Genomic DNA, 24,183 nt, shown 5'->3' with positions numbered 1-24,183 from the left:
GCGGTGGGCGTCGTGTGTGTGCGTCGGCACGTGGATCGCTCAGCTGTCCTGGTGTCTCCCGCCGCGAGCGAGGTCGGTGCCTGGGGGCGTCCGTGCGGGCCGTCCAGGCGCCGTGCCGCCCGCGGGGCTTCACAGGGGCCTACCGAGGGGCTCACAGGCCCGCTGAGGCCGCCGAGTGCCACCGCGGCGGTGCGCCCGGGACCGCGACTTGGGACCGCGACTTGGGACGGAGCGGGACCACGGCCACCCTGCCGGCCCGGCACGTGGCATGTTGTGCATCACCCGGAGCCTTGGGCTGGGCCGCCTCGGACCATCCTGGGCCGCCGGCTCACGATCGACTATCTGAAGGGGGATGCGTGCCCGATCCAACGGGTGTCGCCGGGCGTCTACCGGCTGTGTTCATGACACCGGGAACGTCGTCGTTCACCGATTTCCTGTCCGTCGCGGCTCCGGACCTGCTTCCGGGCGCCCGGGGCCCGCTGCCCGCTCCGGTGACCGATGCGGCTCACGGCACCACCATCGTGGCCGTGACGTTCCCCGGTGGCGTGATCATGGCCGGCGACCGCCGCGCGACGCAGGGGCACATGATCGCCCAGCGTGACGTCGAGAAGGTCCACCACGCGGACGAGTTCTCCTGCGTCGGCTACGCCGGCACGGCCGGTGTGGGCGCCGAGCTGATCCGTCTGTTCCAGGTCGAGCTCGAGCACTACGAGAAGATCGAGGGCTCTACGCTGAGCCTGGACGCGAAGGCCAACCGGCTCGCGTTCATGGTCAAGGGGAACCTGGGCATGGCGATGCAGGGCCTCGCGGTCATCCCGCTGTTCGCCGGCTTCGACACCGAGACCGGCGAGGGGCGGATCTTCTCCTACGACATCGCCGCGGCGAAGTCCGAGGAGCGCACCTACGAGTCGATCGGGTCGGGCTCGGTCTTCGCTCGCGGCTCGCTGAAGAAGCGCTATCGGGCCAACCACAGCCAGGACGACGCGGTCCGGATCAGCGTCGAGGCTCTCTACGACGCCGCCGACGACGACTCGGCGACCGGTGGGCCGGACCTCATCCGCAAGCTGTACCCGATCGTCGCCTCGGTGACCGCCGACGGATACCGTCGCCTCACCGATGACGAGGTCGGCCCGGTGGTCGACTCGATCATCGCCGACCGCGCGCAGAACTCAGGAGGCTGACGTGACCATGCCGTTCGGCTACGCAAGTCCCGAACAGCAGGTCCGGGACAAGTCCGAGTACGCGCGCAAGGGCATCGCGCGCGGCCGGAGCGTGGTCGTCCTCACCTACGTCGACGGCATCCTGTTCGTCGCCGAGAACCCGTCGACGACCCTGCACAAGATCAGCGAGATGTACGACCGCATCGGCTTCGCCGCGGTGGGGAAGTACAACGAGTTCGAGAACCTCCGCACGGCCGGCATCCGGATCATGGACACCCGCGGCTACATGTACGACCGGCGGGATGTCACGAGCCGGGCGCTCGCGAACGCCTACGCGCAGACCCTCGGCGCGATCTTCACCGAGAGCATCAAGCCCTACGAGGTGGAGATCGTCGTCGCCGAGGTGGGGCACACCGCCGCGGATGACCAGATCTTCCGTCTCACCTACGACGGCTCGATCGCCGACGAGCGTGGCTTCATCGCGATCGGCGGTCAGTCCGAGCAGGTGCTGACCTCCCTGCGGGAGCACCACACGGAGGGCCAGCCGCTCGCCACCGCGCTGCGCGTGGCGGTGGACGCGCTCACCGCCGGCGCGCCGCCCGGGGCGCAGAACGGGGAGCGCACGCTGACGGCCGGGAACCTCGAGGTCGCGATGCTCGACCGGAAGCGCTCCCGGCGGTTGTTCAAGCGGATCGTCGGTAGCCAGCTCGACGGACTGCTCGAGGAGACCGCCCCGCCCGCGTCCTGACGCGCGGGTGTCGGGAGGTCCCCTCGTCCGTCGTCCTTTCCGGGTCTCCCGGGTTCGATCCGTGGCCTCCAAGGGGCACTGAGTCCCATCGAGAGGCCACGGATCGTCGGCCTTGACACGGCCCCCGGCGGCCGGATGCGGCCGGCGCGACCCGGCCGACCGGACGTGGTCGGCCGGGTCGCGCCGGGGGCCTGCTCAGCTCGGGCGCGGGCGCAGGACGAAACCCATATAGCCGTAGTCGGCTCCGTGGGTCCGCCGGAGCGTGATCTCGGCCCGACACGAGTCCAGCGCGGCTCGGCCGGCCGCCGTCCCGAGACCGGTCCGCTCCGCCTGATCGAGGCGGGCGCTCAGCGGGTCGTAGTACTCCGCCCACCAGTCGCTGTCCGGCTGCTGGAATGTCGCCGCCACCTCGTAGCCCGCGGCGCGGGCCACGTCCGCCGTCGCCGCGACCGTCCGCAGCGGGTAGACCGCGTCCCAGAACGCCCTCGCCGGCGGCGCAGGATCATCGACCGTCCAGACCGGCTCGGACACCACGAGCACCCCGGCCGGAGCCAGTAACCGCCGCCACGCCCGCAGTGCGGCGGCGAAGCCCATGATGTACGCCGAGCCCTCTGCCCAGACGAGGTCGAAGGCGCCGTCGGGGCATGGCAGATCGGTCATCGACGCGAGTACGGGACGGATCCACCCGCCCAGCCCCGACGCCGCGGCCGAGTGTCGCAGCTCCGCCAGGAAGGGGTGGTGCAGGTCGACCGCGGTGACGTCCGCGCGGGCGACCCGCGCGAGCACCAGTGACGCGCGCCCCGGACCGCATCCGATGTCGAGGGCGCGGGGCCGGTCGGGCAGCAGGCCGGCCAGTTCCAGCAGCCGGCGTGTCGTTGCGTCCGACCCGGCGGACTGGCGCGGCAGTCCTTCGTGCAGCGCCCAGAACACCCGAGTGATCTCACGCGCGGTGTCCGTTCCGTCCGTTCCGTCTGACCGGCCCGCTTCGCCTCGCCCGGTCACCGCTGGCGCCCCTGCCGCTCGCGGCCGGTGTAGAGGCGCCGCTGTTCCCTGCGGATGGCCTTCCAACGCGCCCGCTCTTCCGCGGCCAGGCGGGCGTCCCCGCGTGACTGGATCCAGGCGTTCTCGCGCCGCAGTTTGCGGTAGCTCCGCAGCCGCCGCTCGGGCAACGAGCCGTCCTCGACCGCGGCGAGCACCGCGCAGCCGGGTTCCGTGTCGTGCGCGCAGTCCGCGTACCGGCAGGCCACGGCGAGATCGGCGATCTCTGTGAAGGTCGCATCGAGCCCCTGCTCGGCATCCCACAGGCCCACGCCGCGGATCCCGGGCGTGTCGATCAGAATTCCGCCGGAGGACAGCGCGATCAGCTCCCGTCTGACGGTTGTGTGCCGCCCCTTCCCGTCTGCGGCGCGGACTCGCCCCACCGCCAGCCGCTCCTCGCCGAGCAGAGCGTTGACCAGCGTTGATTTGCCGACGCCGGAGGGCCCGACCAGCACCGCCGATCGGCCGGGCGGCGACGTCCCGGCGAGTGCGGCGCGCAGCGCGTCCATGCCGGTGCCGTCCAGCGCGCAGACGGTGAGGATGTCGGTTCCGGGCGCGGCGGCGGCCACCGCGTCGAGCGTGGACGGGCCGAGTCTTTCCGTGTCCTCGCGTGGCACCAGGTCGGCCTTGGTCAGGACGATCAGCGGCTGGGCGCCGCTCTCCCAGGCTAGTGCGAGCAGCCGTTCGAGCCGGGCGAGATCAGGCGCGGCCGAGAGCGCGGCGACGATCACCACGAGGTCGATGTTCGCCGCGAGCACCTGCCCGTCGGACCTGCGCGAGGCCGAGGAGCGGACGAGAGCGCTGCGTCGCGGCAGCAGCTCGGCGACCACCAGATGTGCTGCTCCGGTGCTCGGAATGGACGGCGTGGGCACGGAGGCTCCGACGGCCACCCAGTCGCCCGTGCACGGCGACAGATCCGACCCGGCGGGAAGTGCACGACCGATCTCGGCACTCACCGGGCCGTGCTCGGTGATCAGCTCGCAGCGTCCCCGGTCGCGCCGGAGGACCCGTGCGGGTGCCAACCCGGCGTCGCGGCGGGGCGCGAACCCCGCCTCGTCGCCGTCGGTCCAGCCATGACGGACCAGATCGGAACCGGTCGTGCCGGTCCTCCCCGGCGAGGGCGCCGTGGGAGTAGGGGGAGCCGCGGTGTCGGGCGGTGGCGGGTCGAAGGACGGGGATCGCCGGCCCGACTGGACCCGTGGAGAACGTGACAAGTGTTGAGAAGACAACGTCGAGACCCTTGGAACGGGGGCCCCACTGGACGCGCGCCACCCATGGCGTGCGAGGAGACCACGCGGCCGAAACCGGGTGGTGGGGTGGGCGACGTCAGTCGGTGGCCCGGTGGAGGCGGCGGAGCAGTGCGTCTTGGGCAAACACCGTCTGCGCGGCCATGGCCCACCTCCTGCGTGATCTCGGCGGCCCGGCGGCTCTGTTCCCAGGCCGACTCGGGCTGATCCGTTCGTGTCGGCGGGACGTTACACCGTCCGCGTGCGCGCCACCAACGAGTTTTCCGTCCGGCTCGCCGAACACGCCGTTCCCCCTGTCGCGCCGAGGGCGCCGTCCCGGCGGGCGGCCTCCCTGCGAGGTGTCCCGGCCCGTCCGGGTACGGCGCGGACGGCTCACATCGGCCCCGCGGCCACCAGGGTCAGGACGGGCGTACGCGCCTGTCGAGGAAGGCGAGGGTGCGCTGCCACGCGTCGGCCGCCGGCCCGGGGCGGTGTACGGCGGATCGGTCGTGGCTGTGGAAGGCGTGGCCGGCGCCCGGGTAGCTGACGAGTTCCGTCGGCTGCCCCGAACGGGCGGCGGCGGCCCGCAGGCCGGTGACGTCCGCCATGGGGATCATCGTGTCCTCCTCGCCGTAGAGACCCAGCCAGGGCCCGCGCAGCGACGGCGCGACCTCGAGCAGCGCCGGGACGCCCGGCCACGCCGGCGAGCTGACGGCTCCGCCGTAGAACGACACGGCCCCGGCCAGCGGCGTCCGCGTCGCGGTGAACAGCGCGACGGTGCCGCCCATGCAGAAGCCCACGATCGCGGTCTGCCCCGGCCCGAACCCGGCGTCGGCCAGGTGCCCCACGCAGTCGTCGACGTCGGCGGAGATCCCGGCGCCGGTCAGCGTCGCCATCTGCGGCAGCGCACCGGCCCACGAATCCGCCGGGTCGACCTCGGCGATGCCGTCCCGGTGGTAGAGGTGCGGCGCGATCGTCAGGTAGCCCGCCTCGGCGAGGTCGTCGCAGACGGACAGGAGGTAGGGGGTGATCCCGCGGGCGTCCTGGATCACGACGACGCCGCCCCGGGGCGGGTCGTCGGCGGCGGGCGCGATCACCGTCGCCGGGGTACGGCCGCGGGCGGACACGTCGGTCCGCAGGTGACGGGTTCGCTGCTCGTTCGTCTCGGCTGTCATGGCCGCCATCTTTCCCCCGGATTACCAGTCCCATCACCATCCGGGCCGAGCGCTCACGAGTCGGGTCACCTCCGGGCACGCGGGTACCCGGGTACCCGCGTGCCCGGGTACCGGGGGCGGTGGGTGGTCTGGGCCGGACACGCCGCCTGCGGCCCGCCACCGCGCCGTCGCACCGTGATCTGAGCGACGCTGCACGTCGCTCACCTTCGGTGTCTGAATGGCGACGGATCCCAGTGATCGTAGTGGAGGGCCGATGGATCTGACGGCGGAACACGGGCGCTGGCACCGCCTCCGAGCCGCGGCGGGCCGCGCCACCGGACCTGTGCGCCGCACGGCGGTGACGGTCGTCGGGATGTCCGTCCTGCTCGGCCTCGTCGTCTGTCTCTACGGCTCCACGGTCACCTCGGTGCGTCCCCGTGGGCTTCCCGTGGTCGTCGCCGGCCAGCCGCAGGGCGCGAAGGCCCTCACGGAGGCGGTCGAACGGATGTCGCCGGGCGCCCTGCGCATCGGTGTCGTCCCGGACGCCGCCGCCGCCGACCGGGTGCTGCGCGACCGGAAGGCTTACGCCGCGTTCGTCATCACCGACGACGGGCTCGCGCTGCGCCTCGCGTCCGCGGCGAGCCCCGCCGTGGCCGAGGCGCTGGTCCGCGGAATGTCGGTGACGTTTCCCGATCTGCGGATCCCCGTCGTCGACGTCGTCCCCAACGCCTCCGCCGATCATCAGGGTGGCGGGGTGTCCGCCGGCTACCTGCCGCTGGTGCTGATCGCGGCGGCGGCGGGCGTGCTGCTGGCGCGCGCCGCCCGGACGAGGCAGGCCCGTCTCGGTGGCCTCGTCGGCTTCATGGTGGCCGCCGGGGTGGCCGGCACCCTGGCCCTCGGTGGGGGTCTCGACGTGCTGCCCGACACGTTCGGGAGCAGCGTGGTCGTCCTGGCGATGGTCGCCGGGGCCGTGGTGGCACCCGTCCTCGGGCTGGGCGCGGTGGCCGGGGGGCGCGGGCTCGTCGCGGCTGTCGGCGTGACCGTGCTCGGCGCGGCCCTCTCCGGCGCGTCGTCGGCGCCGGAGATGCTGCCGACGCCGTGGGGCGGCCTGGGTCAGCTGCTGCCGCCCGGAGCGGGGGTGACCCTGCTGCGGTCCACCCTGTACTTCGGTGGCGCCGGTGGCGGGCGTGGGGCGGCCGTCCTGGCGATCTGGGCGGTCGCCGGGATCGTCCTGATCCTGCTCGGCCGGGAGCGCGCGGGCGGCGCCGGGACGATCGCGGCCGGGACGTCGGTTCCGAGCGAAGCCACCGCCGCGCCGGCGGCGGCCGCGGTCGCCGCCGGGCTGGTCGTGCGCCCCCGGGAGGCCACAGCTGAGACCAGCCCGAGCGTCTCCCCACGCGAAGGCGGGTTCCGAGCATAGGGTCGGTCTCGTGGATCGCCGCATCTTCGGGCTGGAGAACGAGTACGGCGTCACCTGCGTGTTCCGCGGGCAGCGAAGGCTGTCGCCGGACGAGGTGGCCCGTTACCTGTTCCGACGCGTCGTGTCCTGGGGCCGTAGCAGCAACGTGTTCCTCAAGAACGGCGCCCGGCTCTACCTGGACGTCGGCAGCCACCCGGAGTACGCCACCCCCGAGTGCGACTCCGTGCCCGATCTGGTGACGCACGACAAGGCGGGCGAGCGGATCCTCGAGGGCCTGCTCGTCGAGGCGGAGCGCCGGCTGCGCGAAGAGGGCATCGCCGGGGACATCCACCTGTTCAAGAACAACACCGACTCGGCGGGGAACAGCTACGGCTGCCACGAGAACTACCTCGTGGGGCGGCACGGCGAGTTCAGCCGCCTGGCGGACGTGCTGGTCCCGTTCCTGGTCAGCCGGCAGATCCTGTGCGGCGCGGGCAAGGTCCTGCAGACCCCGCGCGGGGCGGTGTACTGCATCTCCCAGCGCGCCGAGCACATCTGGGAGTCGGTGTCGTCGGCGACGACCCGCTCGCGTCCGATCATCAACACCCGCGACGAGCCGCACGCGGACGCCGAGCGCTTCCGTCGGCTGCACGTCATCGTCGGTGACTCGAACATGAGCGAGACGACGATGCTGCTCAAGCTGGGCTCCACCGACCTGGTGCTCCGCATGATCGAGGCGGGGGTCGTCCTGCGCGACATGTCGCTGGAGAACCCGATCCGGGCGATCCGCGAGGTGTCCCACGACATGACCTGCCAGCGTCGGATCAAGCTGGCGAACGGCCGTGAGGTGAGCGCGCTGGACATCCAGCGCGAGTACTACTCGAAGGCGGTCGAGTTCGTCGAGCGGCGCGGCGGGGACGCCGTGGCGAAGCGGGTGCTCGACCTGTGGGGCCGCACCCTGCTCGCGATCGAGACCGAGGACCTGGAGCTGGTCGCCCGGGAGATCGACTGGGTCACCAAGTTCGTCCTCATCGACCGCTTCCGGCTCAAGCACGGGCTGTCGCTGGCGTCGCCGCGGGTGGCCGAGCTCGACCTGAAGTACCACGACATCCACCGTGACCGCGGGCTCTACTACCGGATGGAGCGGGCCGGTCTGGTCGAGCGGGTCACCCGCGACCTCGACATCTTCGAGGCGAAGTCGGTGCCGCCGCAGACCACCCGGGCCCGGCTGCGCGGGGAGTTCATCAAGCGGGCGCAGGAGAAGCGGCGCGACTTCACCGTCGACTGGGTGCACCTCAAGCTCAACGACCAGGCCCAGCGCACGGTGCTGTGCAAGGACCCGTTCCGGTCGGTGGACGACCGCGTCGACAAGCTGATCGCGAGCATGTAGGCCGCGCCGGCCCGGCCGGCCGGTGTCGTGCCGAAGAGCGGAGGCTTGTCCTCTACAGTCTGACTCCACAGGTTCAGGCAGCTCGAGCGCGTGGCGCCGGCCGGCGGCCCCGCGTGCCGCGGCGGCGGTGCCGCGCAGTATCCAGAGGATCTTTGCTTCCGTGATCTCTTCGCTTCGTGGTGTCATCGCCCGCCGCCGTCACCGGCTGGCCGCCCTCGCCCTCCCCGCCGTCCTGCTGGTGCCGCTCGCCGCGTGCAGCTCGTCGGACACGCCCGACGGGACGGCCGCCGCGCCGGTCCCGTCCGCCGCGCAGGACGCCGGTGCGCGGGCGGGCGGCCCGCCGGCCGTCGAGAACGCCGTGGACCTCACCCAGAAGCCCGTAGCCGCGGCGGGCAGGGGCCTGGCCCCGACCGACCTGGTCACCCAGGATCTGGTGACCGGTGAGGGCGCGGCGGCCAGCGCGACGAGCACCGTCCAGATCCAGTACGTCGGCACCATCTGGAAGACCGGCAAGGAGTTCGACTCGAGCTGGGAGCGGGGCGCCCCGGACACCTTCTCCCTGCTCCGGACGGTCCCCGGCTTCGGTCAGGGCATCGACGGGATGAAGGCGGGCGGCCGCCGGCTGATCGTGATCCCGCCGGAGCTCGGCTACGGGCCGATGGGCGGCCAGCCGCCGATAATCATGGCTGATGACTCGCTGGTGTTCATCGTCGACCTGCTCGAGGTCGTGCCGGCCGGCGCCGAAGAGGGCACGTCGCAGGGCACGGCCGATCCGGGGGCCGGGTCTCTCTGACGCGTCGCGTCGCCGCCCCGGCCGGGTAGGTCCTGGCCGGGGCCACGACGGTCCTCGCCGCCCCGCGGCGGCGGCGGGGCGGTTACCACGTTGACGTCGAGTGCGGCTAGCCTCATCCGATGTGTCCCGCCGACGGCTGGAGCGCCTGCTCAACCTGACGATGTGCCTGATGGCGACATCGCGGTTCCTCACCGTGTCCCAGATCGGGGAGATGGTGGAGGGGTACGACCCGGGGGAGTCGGAGGAGGCGCAGGAGGCCTACCGGCGCATGTTCGAGCGTGACAAGCAGTACCTGCGCGAGCTCGGTATCCCGGTCGAGACCGGCCAGGATTCAGCGTTCAGCGACGAGCTCGGCTACCGCATCCGCCGCGGCGACTACGCGCTCGGGGAGATCTCCCTCGACCCGGACGAGTTCGCGGCGCTCGCGCTGGCCGCCTCGCTGTGGTCGAGCGCGACCCTCGCCGCCCCGGCCGCGAGCGCGCTGCGCAAACTGGCAGCCGCCGGTGCCCCGGTGCGCCCCGCCGGGCTGGGCGGGGACGATCTCCTGGCGGGACCCTCCTCGGCGCTTGGGCCCGGCGGGTTCGAGGGCTTCGAGCCGCGGGTCGACACGGCCGAGCCGGCCTTCGAGGCGGCGCTCGCCGCCGTCCAGGCCGGCCGGGTGGTGCGCTTCCCCTACCGCCGTCCCGGGCAGACCGAGGACACCGAGCGGCACGTGCAGCCGTGGGGGGTGCTGTCCTGGCGGGGCCGCTGGTACCTGGTCGGGCACGACCTGCGGCGGGCCGCGCCACGGGTGTTCCGGCTCTCCAGGGTGACCGGCGGAGTGCGTGCGGTCGGCCCGCCCGGCGCGTTCACGGTCCCCCCCGATGTGGACCTGCGGGCGATGATCTCCTCGACGGAGCCGCCCGAGCACACCCGCAGCGCGTTGCTGCGGGTCCGGCGCGGGTGCGGGCACGCGCTGCGCCGCCGGGCCCGCCCGGCGGAGGCGCCGGGTCCTGACCTGCCCATGAGTCCGGTGCCGGACACCGACCTGCTGAACGTCGACTTCTCCGACGTGGAGCGATTCGCCCACTGGATCGTCGGCTACGGGCCTGACGTGACCGTCCTCGGTCCCGCGGACCTGCGCGCCGAGGTCATCCGCCGGCTGCGGGCCACCCTGGAAGCCACGGCGCCCGAACGCGGCACCCGGCTCGCCGGATGGCTGGCGAGGACCGGGCCGCGGTGAGCGGCTCCACCGACCGTTTCAGCAGGCTGCTGGCCCTTGTGCCCTGGCTGCGGGCTCATCCCGGCGTGTCACTCGAGGCCGCGGCCGCGGAGTTCGACGTCACGGTGCGCCAGCTGCGCGACGACCTCGACCTGCTGTTCGTCTGCGGGCTGCCCGGCGGCGCGCCCGGCGACCTCATCGACGTCAGCTACTCCGGCGACCAGGTCACCGTCGTTGACCCCCAGACGCTCGACCGCCCGCTGCGGCTGTCTGCGGACGAGGCCACCGCGCTGCTCGTCGCCGCCCGGGCGCTCACCGACGTCCCCGGCCTGGTCGGGCGCGAGGCGCTCGACCAGGCACTGCGCAAGGTCGAGGACGCCGTCGGCAACGAGCCGGCCGGGCATGTGCGCGTCGCGCTCGACACCCACGACGAGGTGCTCGCCATCCTGCAGGGGGCGATCAGGGACCGTCGGCGCGTCCGGTTGCGTTACCTGGTGTGGTCGCGGGACGAGATGACGGTGCGCGACGTCGACCCGATGCGGGTGCTCGTCCGGGACGGGCACTGGTACCTCGAGGGATGGTGCCACCGAGCGTCGGCGGTGCGGCTGTTCCGGCTCGACCGCATCGACGGTCGCGGTGGGGCCGTCGTCCTGGACGTCGTCGCGCAGCCGCCGCCGACCGCGACGCCGCGCGACACCGCGGACGGCGTGTACCGGCCGGGGCCGGACGACATCCCGGTGCGCCTCGACCTGGAGCCGCAGGCCCGCTGGGTCGTCGACTACTACCCCGTCTCCGACGTGTGTGAGCTGCCCGACGGGGGAGTGTCGGTGCTGCTGCGGGTCTCCGAGCCGTCGTGGCTGAACCGGCTGGTCCTGGGCCTGGGTGCGCAGGTGCGGCGGGTCGAGCCGGCCTCGGTGGCCGCGCGGGTCCACGAGCTGGCCGATCGTGCCCTCGCCGCCTACGCCGAGGAGCCCATAGGGTGACCGGTGTGCTGCTGCTGTTCGCTCACCTCGTGCTCACCGTCGGTTCGCTCGGCGTGCTCGTGCTGTGCGCGCTGCGCCTGTGGGGCAAGGTCCGCGCGACGAAGAACGCCGCGATGGACCTCAAGGACCACGCGGCCGAGCTGGCCACGAAGGCCGCGGAGCTGGCGGGGCGGCTGGAGTCGACCGAGGTCTCCAGCCGGCTCGCGAGCCGGGCCGGCTGACCTGCTGACCTGCTGCGCGGTGGGAGCCCTGCTGCGCGGTGGGAGCGCCTTCGGGCCGGACGTGAACCGGACGACAGTCACCATCCGATGTGGTGAGATAGCCGATCATCTCCACGTTGCGTACACGTCACCTGTGGGATACCCGGTTACGGTCTATCCCCTCCTAGGCTGACCGACGTAGCATCGATCGCGCACCGGTCTCCCGACCGGACCGGCAATCGGAGGACGCCTGCCATGCCAAACCTGGGCACGACCGAGATCATCATCATCGCGCTGGTTGTTCTGGTGCTCTTCGGCTCGAAGAAACTGCCAGACGCGGCGCGTTCCTTCGGCCGGTCGCTGCGCATCTTCAAGGCGGAGACGAAGGGCCTGCGCGACGACGACACGAGCGCCGCTCCGGCCGCCCCGGCTCCGGCCGCGCAGCCCGTCGCCCCGCTTCCGATCGAGAGCCGCCCGGCCGCTCCGGCCGCGACCAGTCCGTCGGTCAACGGCGTGGCGCCGGTCGACGCCGAGCGCCGCTGACCGTCCCAACACGGCCCGGGCAGTTGCCCCAGGCCGGCTGACCTGCGGCGGATCGTTCCCACCGCGGGTCGACAGGCCTTCCGCGGGCGGGTCACGTCCATCGCTGACGGCGGTCAGGTGCTCGGGCGCGGCGCGCGCCCGACCGCTGTCGGGGTCGGCTGCGTTCCCGTCCCGAGTACCCGGCGGGGGCACGGCCATGATTGTGGGCCGTTCGCCCACCGCCTGTATTCGTCGTCCCGTCAAGTCGATCGTCCCGATCGAGTGCCGTCCACATCGAGCAGGAGCCTCAGCCCGTGCCACGGTTGCCCAACCCGCGCAGGCTCGCCACGTCTGTGCACCATCGGCGCACACGCACGGTCGAGGACAGTCGGATGCCCCTCACCGAGCACCTGCGCGAGCTGCGGAACCGGCTGGCCAAGGCGCTGATCGCCTTCGCCGTCGCCACGATCGTCTGCTTCATCGTCGAGCCGGATATTTTCCAGTGGCTGATCGATCCGTACTGCGCCCTACCCGCGGACAAGCGCGGTGACTTCAGCGGCGGCGACGGTTCGTGCCGGCTCTACTTCTTCGGCATTCTCGACGCCTTCACGATCCGGCTGAAGATTTCGATGATCTCCGGGGCGGTGTTCTCGGCACCGGTCTGGCTCTACCAGCTCTGGTCCTTCATCACCCCCGGCCTGCACCGCCACGAGCGCCGGTGGTCGCTGACGTTCGTCTGCTCGTCGCTGGTGCTCTTCGCCGCCGGTGGCTTCTTCGCCTACGTCACGCTCGAGACCGGCCTGAACTTCCTGCTCGGCTTCGGCGGCGACGGCCTCGTCAGCATCCTCGACGGCAGCAAGTACCTCAGCTACGTCATCGCGATGCTGCTCGTGTTCGGGCTGTCGTTCGAGGTGCCGCTGCTGGTCACGATGCTGAACCTCGCCGGTCTCGTCACCACGGCGAAGCTGCGGTCCTGGCGGCGGGCCGAGATCTTCCTCGTGTTCGTGTTCGCGGCGGTGGTGACGCCCAGCCAGGACCCGTTCACCATGCTCGCGCTGGGCCTGCCGATGGTCATCCTCTACGAGGTGGCGCTGATCATCGGTTGGCTCAACGACCGGCGCAAGGCCCGCCGGGGGGACACGTCCCCCTACGCCGGCCTGGGCGACGACGAGACCTCCTCCCTCGACTTCGACGAGTCCGCGGGCGAGCGGGTCCCCCCGGCGCCGCGTACCGCCGACCCGCGGGCCACCGCGCAGGGCGACGCGGTCGCGGCCGGAGCCTCCGGCGCCGCGACGGCCGACGGCTCCCACGGCGACATCACCTGACCGGCACAACCCGGGTCCTGCGCTGCTCCCGGGCAGCGTAGGGTGAGCTTCGTGTCCTCCGCGCCCGGAGCCGTCGAGGAGTTCGCGGCCCGGTACCCGTTCGGGCTCGACCCGTTCCAGTCCGAGGCGGTCGCGGCGCTCGCGCAGGGCGAGGGTGTCCTCGTCGCCGCCCCGACGGGCGCCGGCAAGACCGTCGTGGGTGAGTTCGCCGCCCACCTGGCGCTCGCGACCGGCACACGCTGCTTCTACACCACCCCGATCAAGGCCCTGTCCAACCAGAAGTACGCCGACCTGGTCGCCCGGTACGGCGCGGCCTCGATCGGCCTGCTGACCGGCGACACCTCGCGCAACGGGGACGCTCCGGTGGTCGTGATGACCACCGAGGTCCTGCGCAACATGCTCTACACCGAGGCCGCGGGCAGTGCCCGGCTGGACTCCCTCGGCTACGTCGTGATGGACGAGGTCCACTACCTCGCCGATCGCCAGCGCGGAGCCGTCTGGGAAGAGGTGATCATTCACCTGCCCCAGCACGTGCGGCTCGTCTCGCTGTCGGCGACGGTCAGCAACGCGGAGGAGTTCGCCGAGTGGCTGGTCACCGTCCGCGGGCACACCCGGGTGATCGTCAGTGAGCACCGCCCGGTGCCGCTGTTCCAGCACCTCCTCGCGGACCGGACGCTGCACGACCTGTTCGTCGACCAGCCGTCCGGGCTGGATCCGGGCGTTCCGGCGTTCTCGCGTCGCGGCCCGGGGCCGAACGGGCGGGGCACCGCCCCAGGGTCCGTCGGGGGCGCCACCCCGGGCAGTCGGCCCGGCGCCCGTGCCGCTGAAGCCCGTGCCGGTGATATCGCCGGTGCCGGTGCGGCGGCCGGGGGGCGCGCGGTCAACCCGGACCTGCTCCGGCTCGCCCGGGAGGAGTCCCGCGCGGTGTACGAGCGTGGCCGCGGGCCCCGGTCGTCGCGGCCGGGCCGGCCCGGCGACGGGAACGGGGCCGGGAACGGGCGGCGCCGCTCCGGGCCGCCGAACCGGCCCGACGTCATCGTCCGGCTGGACCGTGCCGGCCTGCTGCCCGCGATCCTGTTCGTCTTCAGCCGGGTCGGCTGCGACGCCGCGGTGACGTCCTGCATCCAGGCGGGTCTGCGGCTGACGTCCCCCGACGAGCAGCGCGAGATCCGGGAGCACGTGCGGGCCCGCACGGCCGGGGTGCCCCAGGCCGACCTCGCCGTCCTGGGCTACTGGCAGTGGCTCGAAGGGCTGGAGCGGGGTATCGCCGCGCACCACGCGGGCATGCTCCCCACCTTCAAGGAGGTGGTGGAGGAGCTGTTCGTGCGTGGGCTCGTCCGCGCGGTGTTCGCCACCGAGACCCTGGCGCTCGGGATCAACATGCCCGCGCGCACCGTCGTCCTGGAACGGCTCACCAAGTTCAACGGCCAGACCCGTGCGGACATCACGCCCGGCGAGTACACGCAGCTCACCGGGCGGGCCGGGCGGCGCGGGATCGACGTCGAGGGCCACGCCGTCGTGCTGTGGCAGCCCGGGCTGGACCCGCTCGCCCTCGCCGGCCTGGCCTCGACCCGGACCTATCCGCTGAAGTCGTCGTTCCGACCGTCCTACAACATGGCGGTCAACCTCGTCGGCCGCCTCGGCGCCGAGCGTGCGCGCACCGTCCTGGAGTCGTCGTTCGCCCAGTTCCAGGCGGACAAGGCCGTCGTCGGCATCGCCCGCGCGGTGCGCCGCAACCAGACGGCGATCGAGGAGCTGACCGCCGCCCTCGAATGCGACCGCGGCTCGGTCACCGAGTACGACGGGCTGCGCCGCCAGATCCGGGAGCGCGAGGCCGATCTGTCCCGCGCGGGGACGGTGCGCCGCCAGTCCGAGGTCGCCGCGGCGCTGGCGAAGCTGCGCAGCGGTGACGTGGTGCGCGTGCCGGCCGGGCGGCGCGGCGGGCTTGCCGTGGTGCTCGACGCCGGTGTCGACGAGGGCTCGGCGGAAGGGCCGCGCCCCGTCGTCCTCACCGAGGACCGCCAGGTCCGGCGCCTGTCCATGATTGATTTTCCGGTGGCCGTCGAGCCGCTGGCCCGGGTCCGTATCCCGAAGTCGTTCAACCCCCGCTCGCCGCAGGCGCGCCGCGACCTGGCCTCGTCGCTGCGCAACATCCGGCTGCCGGAGGAGCCCGGCCGCCGCGAGCGGGCGCGTTCGCTGGCCGCGGACGACGCCGAGCTGGCCCGGCTGCGCCGCGCGATGCGGGCCCATCCCGTCCACGACTGCCCGGAGCGGGAGGCGCACCTGCGCTCGGCGGAACGCATCGACCGCCTGCGCCGCGAGACAGCCGGGCTCGAGCGCAAGGTCGAGGGGCGGACGAACACGGTGGCCCGGACCTTCGACCGGGTCCGCGACACGCTCGCCGAGCTCGGTTACCTGGCCGTCGGCGGCGACTCCGTCACCGACGCGGGCGCGATGCTGGCGCGCATCTACACCGAGCAGGATCTGCAGGTCGCGGAATGCCTGCGCACGGGAGTGTGGGAGGGTCTGACCCCACCCGCGCTGGCCGCCGCGGTCTCGACGCTGGTCTTCGAGCCACGCGGTGACGACGTCGCCGCGCCGACGATCCCCGGTGGGGGCGCGCTGCGCGACGCGCTCGCGGACATGGCGGGTGTCTACACCCGGCTGGGCGCCGCGGAGGACCATCACCGGCTCGGGTTCCTGCGTCCGCCCGACCTCGGCTTCGTGGCGGCCGCGCACGGCTGGGCCTGCGGGCGCGGGCTGGAGAAGGTCCTCGAGGACGCCGGCGCGGACCTGACGGCCGGGGACTTCGTCCGCTGGATGCGCCAGCTCATCGACCTGCTGGACCAGATCGCGCAGGTCGCCCCGGTCTACGCGGCGAAGACGGCCGTCAGGCCGTCCCCGGACGGGCACATCCCGGACTCGGACGGAAACACCCCGCAGGCGCACCCCGGCACCGACGGGATCCTCGGCGTCGGCCGGGCCGCCCGGGCGGCGATAGACGCGATCCGCCGCGGCGTGGTCGCCTACTCGATGTCCGTGTGAGACCGGCACGACCTGCCGGGCGATGGGCGGGGATGTGACAGGCGAAACTCGCTGTTGACGGTTCCTTAAGGAACCTCGTAGCCTGTCGAAGCTAGTCGTGATGTTGACAGGAAGCCGGTGAGATACCGGCACGGCCGCGCCACTGTGACCGCTGGAGCATTCCGTTTCCAGTCCGGAAGTCAGACCCGTTTCATCACGAATCCACCAGCCGGACGCGTGATCCCTGGGAGGTCTTCGCATGCCCGACTCCGCTTCTTCTTCGCCCGCCGCCACGCCGCTCGCCGGCGGTACCGCTCGTCCCCTGCCGTTGCCTCTTCCGCTGCGCGACATCGTCCCGTGGGCGGTGCTCGCCGGCGCGCTGATGCTGCTGGGCATCTACTTCGTCGGTTCCGAGGAGGGGGCGTTCTCCCTCATCGGCGGAACCTGGATGCACGAGTTCGTGCACGACGGCCGGCACCTGCTGGGCTTCCCCTGCCACTGACCGCCTGTCCCGGAGGATTCTCTCCGGCCTACGGCGGAGGCCGTTCCACATGATGCGCAGGCTGCTTGTCTTTGGCATGCTCGCAGGTTTCTTCGCCGGTCTGCTGGCTTTCGGGTTCGCGTCGATCACCGGCGAGCCCCAGGTGGACGCCTCGATCGCCATCGAGGAGGCGTCGGCGCCCCCGCCGGCTCCCGGTGAGCACGCCGAGGAGGAGGTCGTCTCCCGGAGCACCCAGAAGGGTCTGGGTCTCGCGGTCGCGACCGGGGTGTACGGCATCGCGATCGGTGGGCTGTTCGCGATCGCGTGCGCGGTCGCCTACGGCCGCATCGGCACCGGCGGGATGCGGCCCACCGCCGCGGTGGTCGCGGTGACCGGCTTCGCCGCGGTGGCCGTGGTGCCGTTCCTGAAGTACCCGGCGAACCCACCGGCGGTCGGCAACCCGGACACGATCGACCGCCGGACCGGCCTCTACGTCGTCATGGTCCTGGTGGCGGTGCTCGCCGCGCTCATCGCGGCCCAGGTCGGGCGCCTGGTGTCGGCCCGTCTCGGCACCTGGAACGCCGCTCTCGCGGCGGCGGCGGTGTTCGCCGTGCTGGTGACCGTGGCCGCGGTCGTCATGCCGGTGATCAACGAGGTGCCGGCGTCCTTCCCGGCCGAGCTGCTGTGGCGGTTCCGGCTGGCCTCGCTGGGCACCCAGGCGGTGCTGTGGGCGACGCTCGGACTGGTGTTCGGGCCCCTCGCCCACCGGGTGCTGAGCCCGGCGCCGGCGCCGGCGCGCCAGGCCGGCACCGTCGCCCGCGCGGACGAGACCCGCGCCTCCAGCCAGGCCACGGCGCCGTCGGCCGGGTGAGCCGCGCCCGCATGGTGGGGCTCGTCCTCGGCGCGGCCCTCGACGCGGTGCTCGCCGACCCTGCCCGTGGCCATCCCGTGGCCGGTTTCGGGCGGGTCGCCGGCGGCCTCGAGCGGGCCGTCCACCGTGACAGCCGGCTGGTCGGCGCGGTGTACGCCACGGTCCTAGTCGCCGGCACGGGCGCCGCGGCCGCCGGCGCGGAACGGGCGCTGGCCGGCCGGCGCCCGGGACGGCGGGCGGCGCTGGCCCGCGCGGGCCTGACCGCCGCCACGACCTGGACGGTGCTCGGCGGCACCTCGCTGCGGCGCCAGGGCCGGGCCCTCGGCGGCGAGCTGGAACGCCGCGACCTGCGCGCGGCCCGGAGGCGGCTGCCGTCGCTGTGCGGGCGGGACCCGTCGGCCCTCGACGCCGGCGGGCTCGCGCGCGCCGGGGTGGAGTCGGTGGCGGAGAACACCTCGGACGCCGTCGTCGCCCCGCTGCTGTGGGGGGCCGTCGCCGGGCTGCCCGGGCTGGTGGCCTACCGCGCGGCGAACACCCTCGACGCGATGGTCGGCTATCGCGACGCCCGGCACGGCCGGTTCGGCTGGGCCGCGGCCCGGACCGACGACGCGGCGAACCTGCTGCCGGCCCGGATGTGCGCGCTGCTCACCTGCGCCTGCGCCCCGGTCGTCGGCGGTTCCCCGGCGGAGGCGTTCCGGGTGATGCGCCGCGACGGCCGATCGCATCCGAGCCCGAACGCGGGCGTGGTCGAGGCCGCGTTCGCCGGTGCGCTCGGCCTGCGTCTCGGTGGTGAGCTGCGGTACCCGCACGGGGTCGAGCACCGTCCCGAGCTGGGGTCCGGGCGTCCGGCCGAAGCCGGCGACCTGGCGGCGGCGGCCCGTCTTTCCGGCGCGGTCAGCGCGGCCTCGGTCGTGGTGTGCGCCGGCGCGGTCGCCGCCCTCGACACGTTGCGGGCGCGCCGGGCGGGCTCCCGCGGCCCGCGGGAGGCGGGATGACGCGCCCGGCCGCGGGCGGGGCACTGCTGGTGGCGGGAACCGCCTCGGACGCGGGCAAGAGCGTCCTGACCGCCGGCCTGTGCCGCTGGCTGGCCCGCGAAGGGGTGCGCGTCGCGCCGTTCAAGGCCCAGAACATGGCGCTGAACTCGGTGGTCACCGCCGACGGCGCCGAGATCGGGCGGGCGCAGGCGATGCAGGCCGCCGCGGCCGGGGTGGAGCCCGAAGCCGCCATGAACCCGGTGCTGCTCAAACCGGGATCGGACCGGCACAGCCAGCTTGTCGTGCTCGGCCGTCCCGTCGCCGAGGTCGACGCGCTCGGGTACCGGCCGCACAAGGAGCGCCTGCTGGGCATCGTCCTGGACTGTCTCGCCGACCTGCGCGGCCGCTTCGACGCGGTGATCTGCGAGGGCGCCGGGTCACCGGCCGAGATCAACCTGCGCGCGACCGACATCGCCAACATGGGCCTGGCCCGGGCGGCGAACCTGCCCGTCCTCGTGGTCGGCGACATCGACCGGGGTGGCGTGTTCGCCGCGCTGTTCGGCACGCTCGCCCTGCTCGACCGGGCCGACCAGGCCCACATCGCCGGCTGGGTGATCAACCGGTTCCGGGGCGACGCGCGGCTGCTCGAACCCGGGCTGCGCCAGCTCGAGGGCCTCACCGGACGTCCCGTCCTCGGCGTGCTGCCGTGGCTGCCCGGCCTGTGGCTGGACGTCGAGGACTCCCTGGACCTGCGCTCCCACCCCGACCCCGAGGCGGACGGGTCGGGCGCGGCCGACACCGGCCCGGACCGGCTGCGCGTCGCCGTCGTCCGCTTCCCCCGGCTGTCCAACATCACCGACCTGGACGCCCTGCGCGCCGAGCCGGGGGTCTCCGTGCGGCTCGCCACCACCCCCGACGAGATCGCCGACGTCGACCTGGTCGTGCTGCCCGGGACCCGTGCCACCGTCTCCGACCTGGCGTGGCTGCGCCGCAGCGGCCTGGCCGGCGCCCTCGCCGCGCGCGCCGCCGCCGGCCTGCCGATCCTCGGCATCTGCGGCGGATACCAGATGCTCGGGGTGCGCATCGAGGACGAGATCGAGTCGGGTGCCGGCGAGGTGCCGGGGCTCGGCCTGCTGCCGCTGGTCACCCGCTTCGCCGCCGACAAGGTCCTCGGCCGCCGCCACGGCGTCAGCGCCGACGGGCATCCGGTGACCGGCTACGAGATCCGCCACGGCCGGCCCACGGTCGACGACGCCCTGCCCGGCACGGGCGGCGCCGCGGAGCCGTTCGCGGTGGACGGGGTGCGCCGCGGCGGCGTGTCCGGCACGAGCTGGCACGGCCTGCTGGAGAACGACGAGTTCCGGCGGGCGTTCCTCACCGGGGTGGCGGCGGCCGCCGGCCGTTCGTTCCACCCCGCCGTCACCTGCTTCGCCGACGTCCGGGCGCGCCGCCTGGACGCCCTCGGCGACCTGGTCGCCGACCATCTCGACATCGCCACGGTGCGCGCGCTGCTCGACCGCGGCGCGCCCGCCGGCCTGCCCTTCGTCCCCCCGGGAGCACCCTGAATGCCGAACACACCGCCGGGCGGCGTCCCGGCCGAGCCGGTGCCGGCCGCTGACCCGGTGCTGGCCCTGGTGTCCACCGCCGACACCGAGCTGCTCGCCGCGCGGGCCAGCGGCGTGCCCTGGCGGGTCGCCAACCCGGCCCGGCTCGACGCGGCGGAGGTGCCGGCGTTCCTCGCCGGGGCCGACGTGGTGGTGGTGCGCCTGCTCGGCGGCGAACGGGCCTGGCCCGAGGGCCTCGCCGCGACGGTGGCGAGCGGGCTGCCGGTCGTCGCCCTCGGCGGCGAGTCGACACCGGACGCGGCGCTGATGGCACGCGGCACCGTTCCGGCCGGCGTCGCCACCGAGGCGCTGGCCTACCTCTCCGAAGGCGGCGTCGGGAACCTCGCCGAGCTCTACCGCTTCCTCTCCGACACGCTGCTGCTCACCGGGCTGGGGTTCGCCCCGCCGGTGGAGCTGCCCGCGCACGGGCCGCACGGCGACCGGGTGGCCAAGCCGGACCGCCCGACCGTCGGTGTCGTGTTCTACCGGGCGCACGCCACCTCCGGGAACACGGCGTTCGTCGACGCGCTGTGCGACGCGCTCGAGGGAGCCGGGGCCAACGCGCGTCCGGTGTTCTGCTCGACGCTGCGGGGCGCCGCGGCCGGCGGTGTGCTCGACGACCTGGCCGGCGTCGACGCGCTCGTGGTGACCGTGCTCGCCGCCGGCGGCACCCGGGCGTCGGACGCGTCCGCCGGCGGCGACGAGGACGCCTGGGACGTCGGCGCGCTCGCCACGCTCGACGTCCCGGTGGTGCAGGGGCTGTGCCTGACCTCGTCACGGGCCGTCTGGGTGGACAGCGACGCCGGTCTGTCGCCGATGGACGCGGCGATGCAGGTCGCCATCCCCGAGTTCGACGGCCGGATCATCACCGTCCCGTTCTCGTTCAAGGAGCAGGGGGCGGACGGCGTCCCGGTGTACGTGGCCGATCCGGAGCGCACCGCCCGGGTCGCCGGGATCGCGTCCCGGCTGGCCGGGCTGCGGCACACCCCGACCGCCGAGAAGAAGATCGCGATTGTGCTCTCGTCGTACCCGACGAAGCACTCGAGGGTCGGTAACGCCGTCGGGCTCGACACCCCGGCGTCGGCCGTGCTGCTGCTCGACGCGCTGCGCGCCGCCGGCTACGACCTCGGCGACGGCTACCCGGGCGAGGACCTCCGCTCCGCCGACGGCGGGCCGGGGGACGTCAGGCCGGACGCCGCGGCCGGGGACGCCCTGATCCACGCCCTGATCGCCGCCGGTGGGCACGACGTCGAGTGGCTGACCGAGGAGCAGCTCGCCGCGGCGCCGGCGCGGGTGCCGGCGTCCACCTACGAGGGATGGTTCGCCCGGCTGCCGGAGTCGCTGCGCGGCGCCATGGCCGAGCACTGGGGCCCACCGCCGGGCTCCCTCTACGTCGACGACGGCGGCCTCGACGACGGCGGCCTGGACGGGACCGGCGCCGGGCGCGGACCGGGCGGGCCGGCGGCGGAGCCGGCGATCGTGCTGGCCGCGCTGCGGTTCGGCAACGTCGTCCTGATGATCCAGCCGCCGCGGGGGTTCGGGGAGAACCCGGTGGCGATCTACCACGACCCGGACCTGCCGCCGTCCCACCACTACCTGGCGGCCTACCGCTGGCTGGACGAGGTCTTCGGCGCGGACGCCGTCATCCACCTCGGCAAGCACGGGACGCTGGAGTGGCTGCCCGGCAAGGGCCTGGGGCTGTCCGCGGGGTGCGCGCCGGACGCCGTCCTCGGCGACCTGCCGTTCGTCTACCCGTTCCTGGTCAACGACCCGGGGGAGGGGACGCAGGCCAAGCGCCGCGCCCACGCCGTGATCGTCGATCATCTCGTACCGCCGATGGCCCGCGCCGACTCCTACGGCGACATGGCCAAGCTGGAGCAGCTCCTCGACGAGTACGCGACGCTCGCCGCGCTCGACCCGGCCAAGCTGCCCGCCGTACGCGCCCAGATCTGGACGCTGATCCAGTCCGCCCAGCTGCACCACGACCTCGGGCAGGCCGACCGTCCCAGCGACGCCGAGTTCGACGACTTCCTGCTGCACGTCGACGGCTACCTCTGCGAGGTCAAGGACACCCAGATCCGCGACGGCCTGCACATCCTCGGGATGGCCCCGGCGGGGGAGGCACGGACGAACCTGGTCACCGCCATCCTGCGCGCCAACCAGATGTGGGCGGGCAGGGCCGGGGCGGTACCCGGGCTGCGCGCGGCACTGGGCCACACCGAGGGCGACACCGAGGCCTCCCGGGCGCGGGTCGACGCGTTCGAGCAGACCGCCCGGTCGCTGGTCGCCGCGCTCGAGGACGCCGGATGGTCGCCGGCCGCCGTCAGCTCCGTGGTGGCCGGGCACCTGATCCCCGCCACCGACGTCGCCTCCCCGCCAGCGGAGGCGCTGGTCGGGGTGCCGGCCGGCGCGCGGGCCGAGGTCGAGCGGGTCCTCACGTTCGCCGCGACCGAGGTCGTTCCCCGCCTCGCCCGCACCCCGGACGAGATCGTCAACACCGTGCGGGCCCTCGACGGGCGGTTCGTCCCGCCCGGCCCGTCCGGCTCGCCGACCCGTGGGCTCGTCAACGTGCTGCCCACCGGGCGCAACTTCGCCTCCGTCGACCCGAAGGCCATCCCGTCCCGGCTCGCCTGGGAGACCGGCCGCGCGCTCGCCGACTCGCTGATCGAGCGCTACCTCGCCGACACCGGCGGCTACCCGGCCTCGGTCGGGCTGACCGTCTGGGGGACGTCGGCGATGCGCACCCAGGGCGACGACATCGCCGAGGTGCTCTGGCTGTTGGGCTGCCGTCCCACCTGGGACGACGCGTCCCGGCGCGTCACCGGCTTCGAGGTCGTCCCGGGCGCGGAGCTCGGGCGTCCGCGGGTGGACGTGGTGGTGCGGATCTCCGGATTCTTCCGGGACGCGTTCCCGCACGTCGTGGCCCTGCTCGACGACGCGGTGCGGGCGGTGGCGGTGCTCGACGAGCCCGACGACGTCAACGCGCTGGCCGCGCACGTCCGGGCCGACCTGGCGGCGCTCGGGGCCGTCCCGACGGTCGGCGGGCGCGGCGGCACCGCCGGCACGGCCGACCCGGCCGCGCTGCGCCGCGCGACGACGCGGATCTTCGGTTCGAAGCCGGGCGCGTACGGAGCCGGCCTGTTGCCGCTGATCGACTCCCGGCAGTGGCGCTCGGATGCCGACCTGGCCGAGGTGTACGCGGTCTGGGGCGGCTACGCCTACGGGCGCGGCCTGGACGGCGCCGAGGCCCGCGCCGACATGGAGACCGCGTTCCGCCGCATCCAGATCGCGGTGAAGAACCAGGACACCCGCGAGCACGACCTCGTCGACTCCGACGACTACTTCCAGTACCACGGTGGGATGGTGGCCGCCGTCCGCGCGCTCACCGGCACGTCGCCGGCCGCCTACGTCGGTGACAGCGCGCTGCCGGACGCCGTCCGCACCCGCACCCTGCAGGAGGAGACCCACCGGGTGTTCCGCGCCCGGGTGGTCAACCCGCGCTGGATCGCGGCGATGCGCCGTCACGGCTACAAGGGCGCGTTCGAGCTGGCCGCGACGGTCGACTACCTCTTCGGCTACGACGCGACCGCCGGTGTCGTGCAGGACTGGATGTACGAGTCGCTGGCCGCCTCCTACGTCTTCGACGCCGAGACCCGCGAGTTCCTGCGGACGTCCAACCCGTGGGCACTGCGCGGCATGACCGAGCGCCTGCTGGAGGCCGCGGAGCGTGGCCTGTGGGAGGCTCCTCAGGAAGCCACGCTGGCCGGCCTGCAGTCCACTTACCTTGAACTGGAAGGTGACCTGGAGGCCGCGGGCGACGGAGAGAGCGCCGGATAAGGCCCACCCGCGCGTGACCGCGGATGCCGGGGACGGGCGGGACGCATGGCCGAGTCGCTGACCGGCGAGGAGATCACGCACTGGCCGTCGTCTTCTTCGGGCCCACCGCCGCCGGCCGGCGTGGCCCCGCAGCGTTGGCGGCCGCGATGGGGCGTGCGGGGCGGAGCTGTGCCGTCGCCGAGTTCGGTTGGCCCGCAGCAGCTGAGCGTACCGCCGACCTCTACGCGAAGGTCACGCGGCGTGATCTCGCAGG

At 73.7% G+C, this 24,183-nt stretch carries 19 protein-coding genes and 1 riboswitch; of the genes, 16 read left to right on the top strand and 3 right to left on the bottom strand.

All coding sequences use genetic code 11. The features are described 5' to 3' along the window. Positions 1–356: 356 nt before the first annotated feature. Entirely contained in the window at positions 357–1,181 is an 825-nt protein-coding gene (prcB, locus tag E0504_RS39410) for a proteasome subunit beta (protein WP_200835423.1), read from the top strand. Between the two features lies 1 nt (position 1,182). Then, positions 1,183–1,908: a proteasome subunit alpha gene (prcA, locus tag E0504_RS39405; RefSeq protein ID WP_071063554.1), complete on the top strand. Its 726-nt coding sequence runs from the start codon at positions 1,183–1,185 to the stop codon at positions 1,906–1,908. 195 nt (positions 1,909–2,103) lie between these two features. On the opposite strand, the gene E0504_RS39400 is transcribed toward prcA, so the two are convergent. The 3 genes from E0504_RS39400 to E0504_RS39390 all read right to left on the bottom strand — a co-directional run bounded on the left by E0504_RS39400 (position 2,104) and on the right by E0504_RS39390 (position 5,356). Continuing rightward, positions 2,104–2,910 carry a cyclopropane-fatty-acyl-phospholipid synthase family protein gene (locus tag E0504_RS39400; RefSeq protein WP_243657830.1) on the bottom strand — a complete coding sequence of 269 codons (807 nt, stop codon included), beginning with the start codon at positions 2,908–2,910 and terminating at the stop codon, positions 2,104–2,106. Beyond that, the gene (rsgA, locus tag E0504_RS39395) at positions 2,907–4,031 is read right to left on the bottom strand and encodes a ribosome small subunit-dependent GTPase A (protein ID WP_373693989.1); all 1,125 of its coding nucleotides are present in this window, start codon (positions 4,029–4,031) and stop codon (positions 2,907–2,909) included. The genes E0504_RS39400 and rsgA overlap by 4 nt, the downstream gene beginning before the upstream one ends. A gap of 560 nt (positions 4,032–4,591) precedes the next feature. Beyond that, complete coding sequence (locus tag E0504_RS39390; protein ID WP_112108225.1) at positions 4,592–5,356, bottom strand: dienelactone hydrolase family protein; 765 nt, start codon at positions 5,354–5,356, stop codon at positions 4,592–4,594. Positions 5,357–5,600: 244 nt separating this feature from the next. Between E0504_RS39390 and E0504_RS39385 the strand changes: the two genes are divergently transcribed. The 14 genes from E0504_RS39385 to cobN all read left to right on the top strand — a co-directional run bounded on the left by E0504_RS39385 (position 5,601) and on the right by cobN (position 23,930). Next, on the top strand, positions 5,601–6,746 hold the full coding sequence (locus tag E0504_RS39385; protein WP_112108224.1) for an ABC transporter permease: 1,146 nt from the start codon (positions 5,601–5,603) through the stop codon (positions 6,744–6,746). A 10-nt stretch (positions 6,747–6,756) separates the two neighbouring features. Next, entirely contained in the window at positions 6,757–8,115 is a 1,359-nt protein-coding gene (gene pafA, locus E0504_RS39380) for a Pup--protein ligase (RefSeq protein ID WP_018499881.1), read from the top strand. A gap of 160 nt (positions 8,116–8,275) precedes the next feature. Beyond that, positions 8,276–8,908 (top strand): FKBP-type peptidyl-prolyl cis-trans isomerase, encoded by a 633-nt coding sequence (locus E0504_RS39375; protein WP_071063545.1) that lies wholly within the window; start codon positions 8,276–8,278, stop codon positions 8,906–8,908. Positions 8,909–9,077: 169 nt separating this feature from the next. Then, positions 9,078–10,130, top strand: a complete 1,053-nt coding sequence (locus E0504_RS39370; protein ID WP_235014550.1) for a WYL domain-containing protein — start codon at positions 9,078–9,080, stop codon at positions 10,128–10,130. Further along, positions 10,127–11,092, top strand: a complete 966-nt coding sequence (locus E0504_RS39365) for a YafY family protein (protein ID WP_071063861.1) — start codon at positions 10,127–10,129, stop codon at positions 11,090–11,092. Before E0504_RS39370 ends, E0504_RS39365 begins: the two co-directional genes overlap by 4 nt. Next, the gene (locus tag E0504_RS39360) at positions 11,089–11,313 is read left to right on the top strand and encodes a hypothetical protein (protein ID WP_071063543.1); all 225 of its coding nucleotides are present in this window, start codon (positions 11,089–11,091) and stop codon (positions 11,311–11,313) included. The genes E0504_RS39365 and E0504_RS39360 overlap by 4 nt, the downstream gene beginning before the upstream one ends. Before the next feature lie 234 nt (positions 11,314–11,547). Then, positions 11,548–11,835 carry a Sec-independent protein translocase subunit TatA gene (gene tatA, locus E0504_RS39355; protein WP_071063541.1) on the top strand — a complete coding sequence of 96 codons (288 nt, stop codon included), beginning with the start codon at positions 11,548–11,550 and terminating at the stop codon, positions 11,833–11,835. Positions 11,836–12,128: 293 nt separating this feature from the next. Continuing rightward, the gene (tatC, locus tag E0504_RS39350; RefSeq protein WP_112108222.1) at positions 12,129–13,139 is read left to right on the top strand and encodes a twin-arginine translocase subunit TatC; all 1,011 of its coding nucleotides are present in this window, start codon (positions 12,129–12,131) and stop codon (positions 13,137–13,139) included. A 51-nt stretch (positions 13,140–13,190) separates the two neighbouring features. After that, on the top strand, positions 13,191–16,184 hold the full coding sequence (locus E0504_RS39345; RefSeq protein WP_207974659.1) for an RNA helicase: 2,994 nt from the start codon (positions 13,191–13,193) through the stop codon (positions 16,182–16,184). A 109-nt stretch (positions 16,185–16,293) separates the two neighbouring features. Continuing rightward, a riboswitch (cobalamin riboswitch) is annotated at positions 16,294–16,369 on the top strand. 53 nt (positions 16,370–16,422) lie between these two features. After that, on the top strand, positions 16,423–16,665 hold the full coding sequence (locus E0504_RS39340) for a CbtB-domain containing protein (RefSeq protein WP_071063537.1): 243 nt from the start codon (positions 16,423–16,425) through the stop codon (positions 16,663–16,665). A gap of 49 nt (positions 16,666–16,714) precedes the next feature. Further along, the gene (locus E0504_RS39335; RefSeq protein WP_131626900.1) at positions 16,715–17,515 is read left to right on the top strand and encodes a CbtA family protein; all 801 of its coding nucleotides are present in this window, start codon (positions 16,715–16,717) and stop codon (positions 17,513–17,515) included. Next, a complete protein-coding gene (locus E0504_RS39330; RefSeq protein ID WP_112108219.1) occupies positions 17,512–18,510 on the top strand; it encodes a cobalamin biosynthesis protein in 999 nt (332 codons plus the stop codon). Before E0504_RS39335 ends, E0504_RS39330 begins: the two co-directional genes overlap by 4 nt. After that, positions 18,507–20,054, top strand: coding sequence for a cobyric acid synthase (locus E0504_RS39325; RefSeq protein ID WP_112108229.1), 1,548 nt, complete (start codon positions 18,507–18,509; stop codon positions 20,052–20,054). The genes E0504_RS39330 and E0504_RS39325 overlap by 4 nt, the downstream gene beginning before the upstream one ends. Continuing rightward, entirely contained in the window at positions 20,055–23,930 is a 3,876-nt protein-coding gene (gene cobN, locus E0504_RS39320) for a cobaltochelatase subunit CobN (RefSeq protein WP_200835421.1), read from the top strand. The last annotated feature ends 253 nt before the right edge of the window (positions 23,931–24,183 follow it).

It is taken from the genome of Parafrankia sp. BMG5.11 (assembly GCF_004337455.1).
Note: the sequence above shows the minus strand (reverse complement) of the source record. Positions and strands in the feature narration are given on the sequence as shown.

Excerpts from the sequence above, each read along its gene's own strand:
- tatA (WP_071063541.1), top strand. The coding sequence starts at position 11,548 with ATGCCAAACCTGGGCACGACCGAGATCATCATCATCGCGCTGGTTGTT.
- E0504_RS39370 (WP_235014550.1), top strand. The coding sequence starts at position 9,078 with ATGGCGACATCGCGGTTCCTCACCGTGTCCCAGATCGGGGAGATGGTG.
- E0504_RS39340 (WP_071063537.1), top strand. The coding sequence starts at position 16,423 with ATGCCCGACTCCGCTTCTTCTTCGCCCGCCGCCACGCCGCTCGCCGGC.
- E0504_RS39335 (WP_131626900.1), top strand. The coding sequence starts at position 16,715 with ATGATGCGCAGGCTGCTTGTCTTTGGCATGCTCGCAGGTTTCTTCGCC.
- E0504_RS39385 (WP_112108224.1), top strand. The coding sequence starts at position 5,601 with ATGGATCTGACGGCGGAACACGGGCGCTGGCACCGCCTCCGAGCCGCG.
- E0504_RS39325 (WP_112108229.1), top strand. The coding sequence starts at position 18,507 with ATGACGCGCCCGGCCGCGGGCGGGGCACTGCTGGTGGCGGGAACCGCC.
- E0504_RS39390 (WP_112108225.1), bottom strand. The coding sequence starts at position 5,356 with ATGGCGGCCATGACAGCCGAGACGAACGAGCAGCGAACCCGTCACCTG.
- cobN (WP_200835421.1), top strand. The coding sequence starts at position 20,055 with ATGCCGAACACACCGCCGGGCGGCGTCCCGGCCGAGCCGGTGCCGGCC.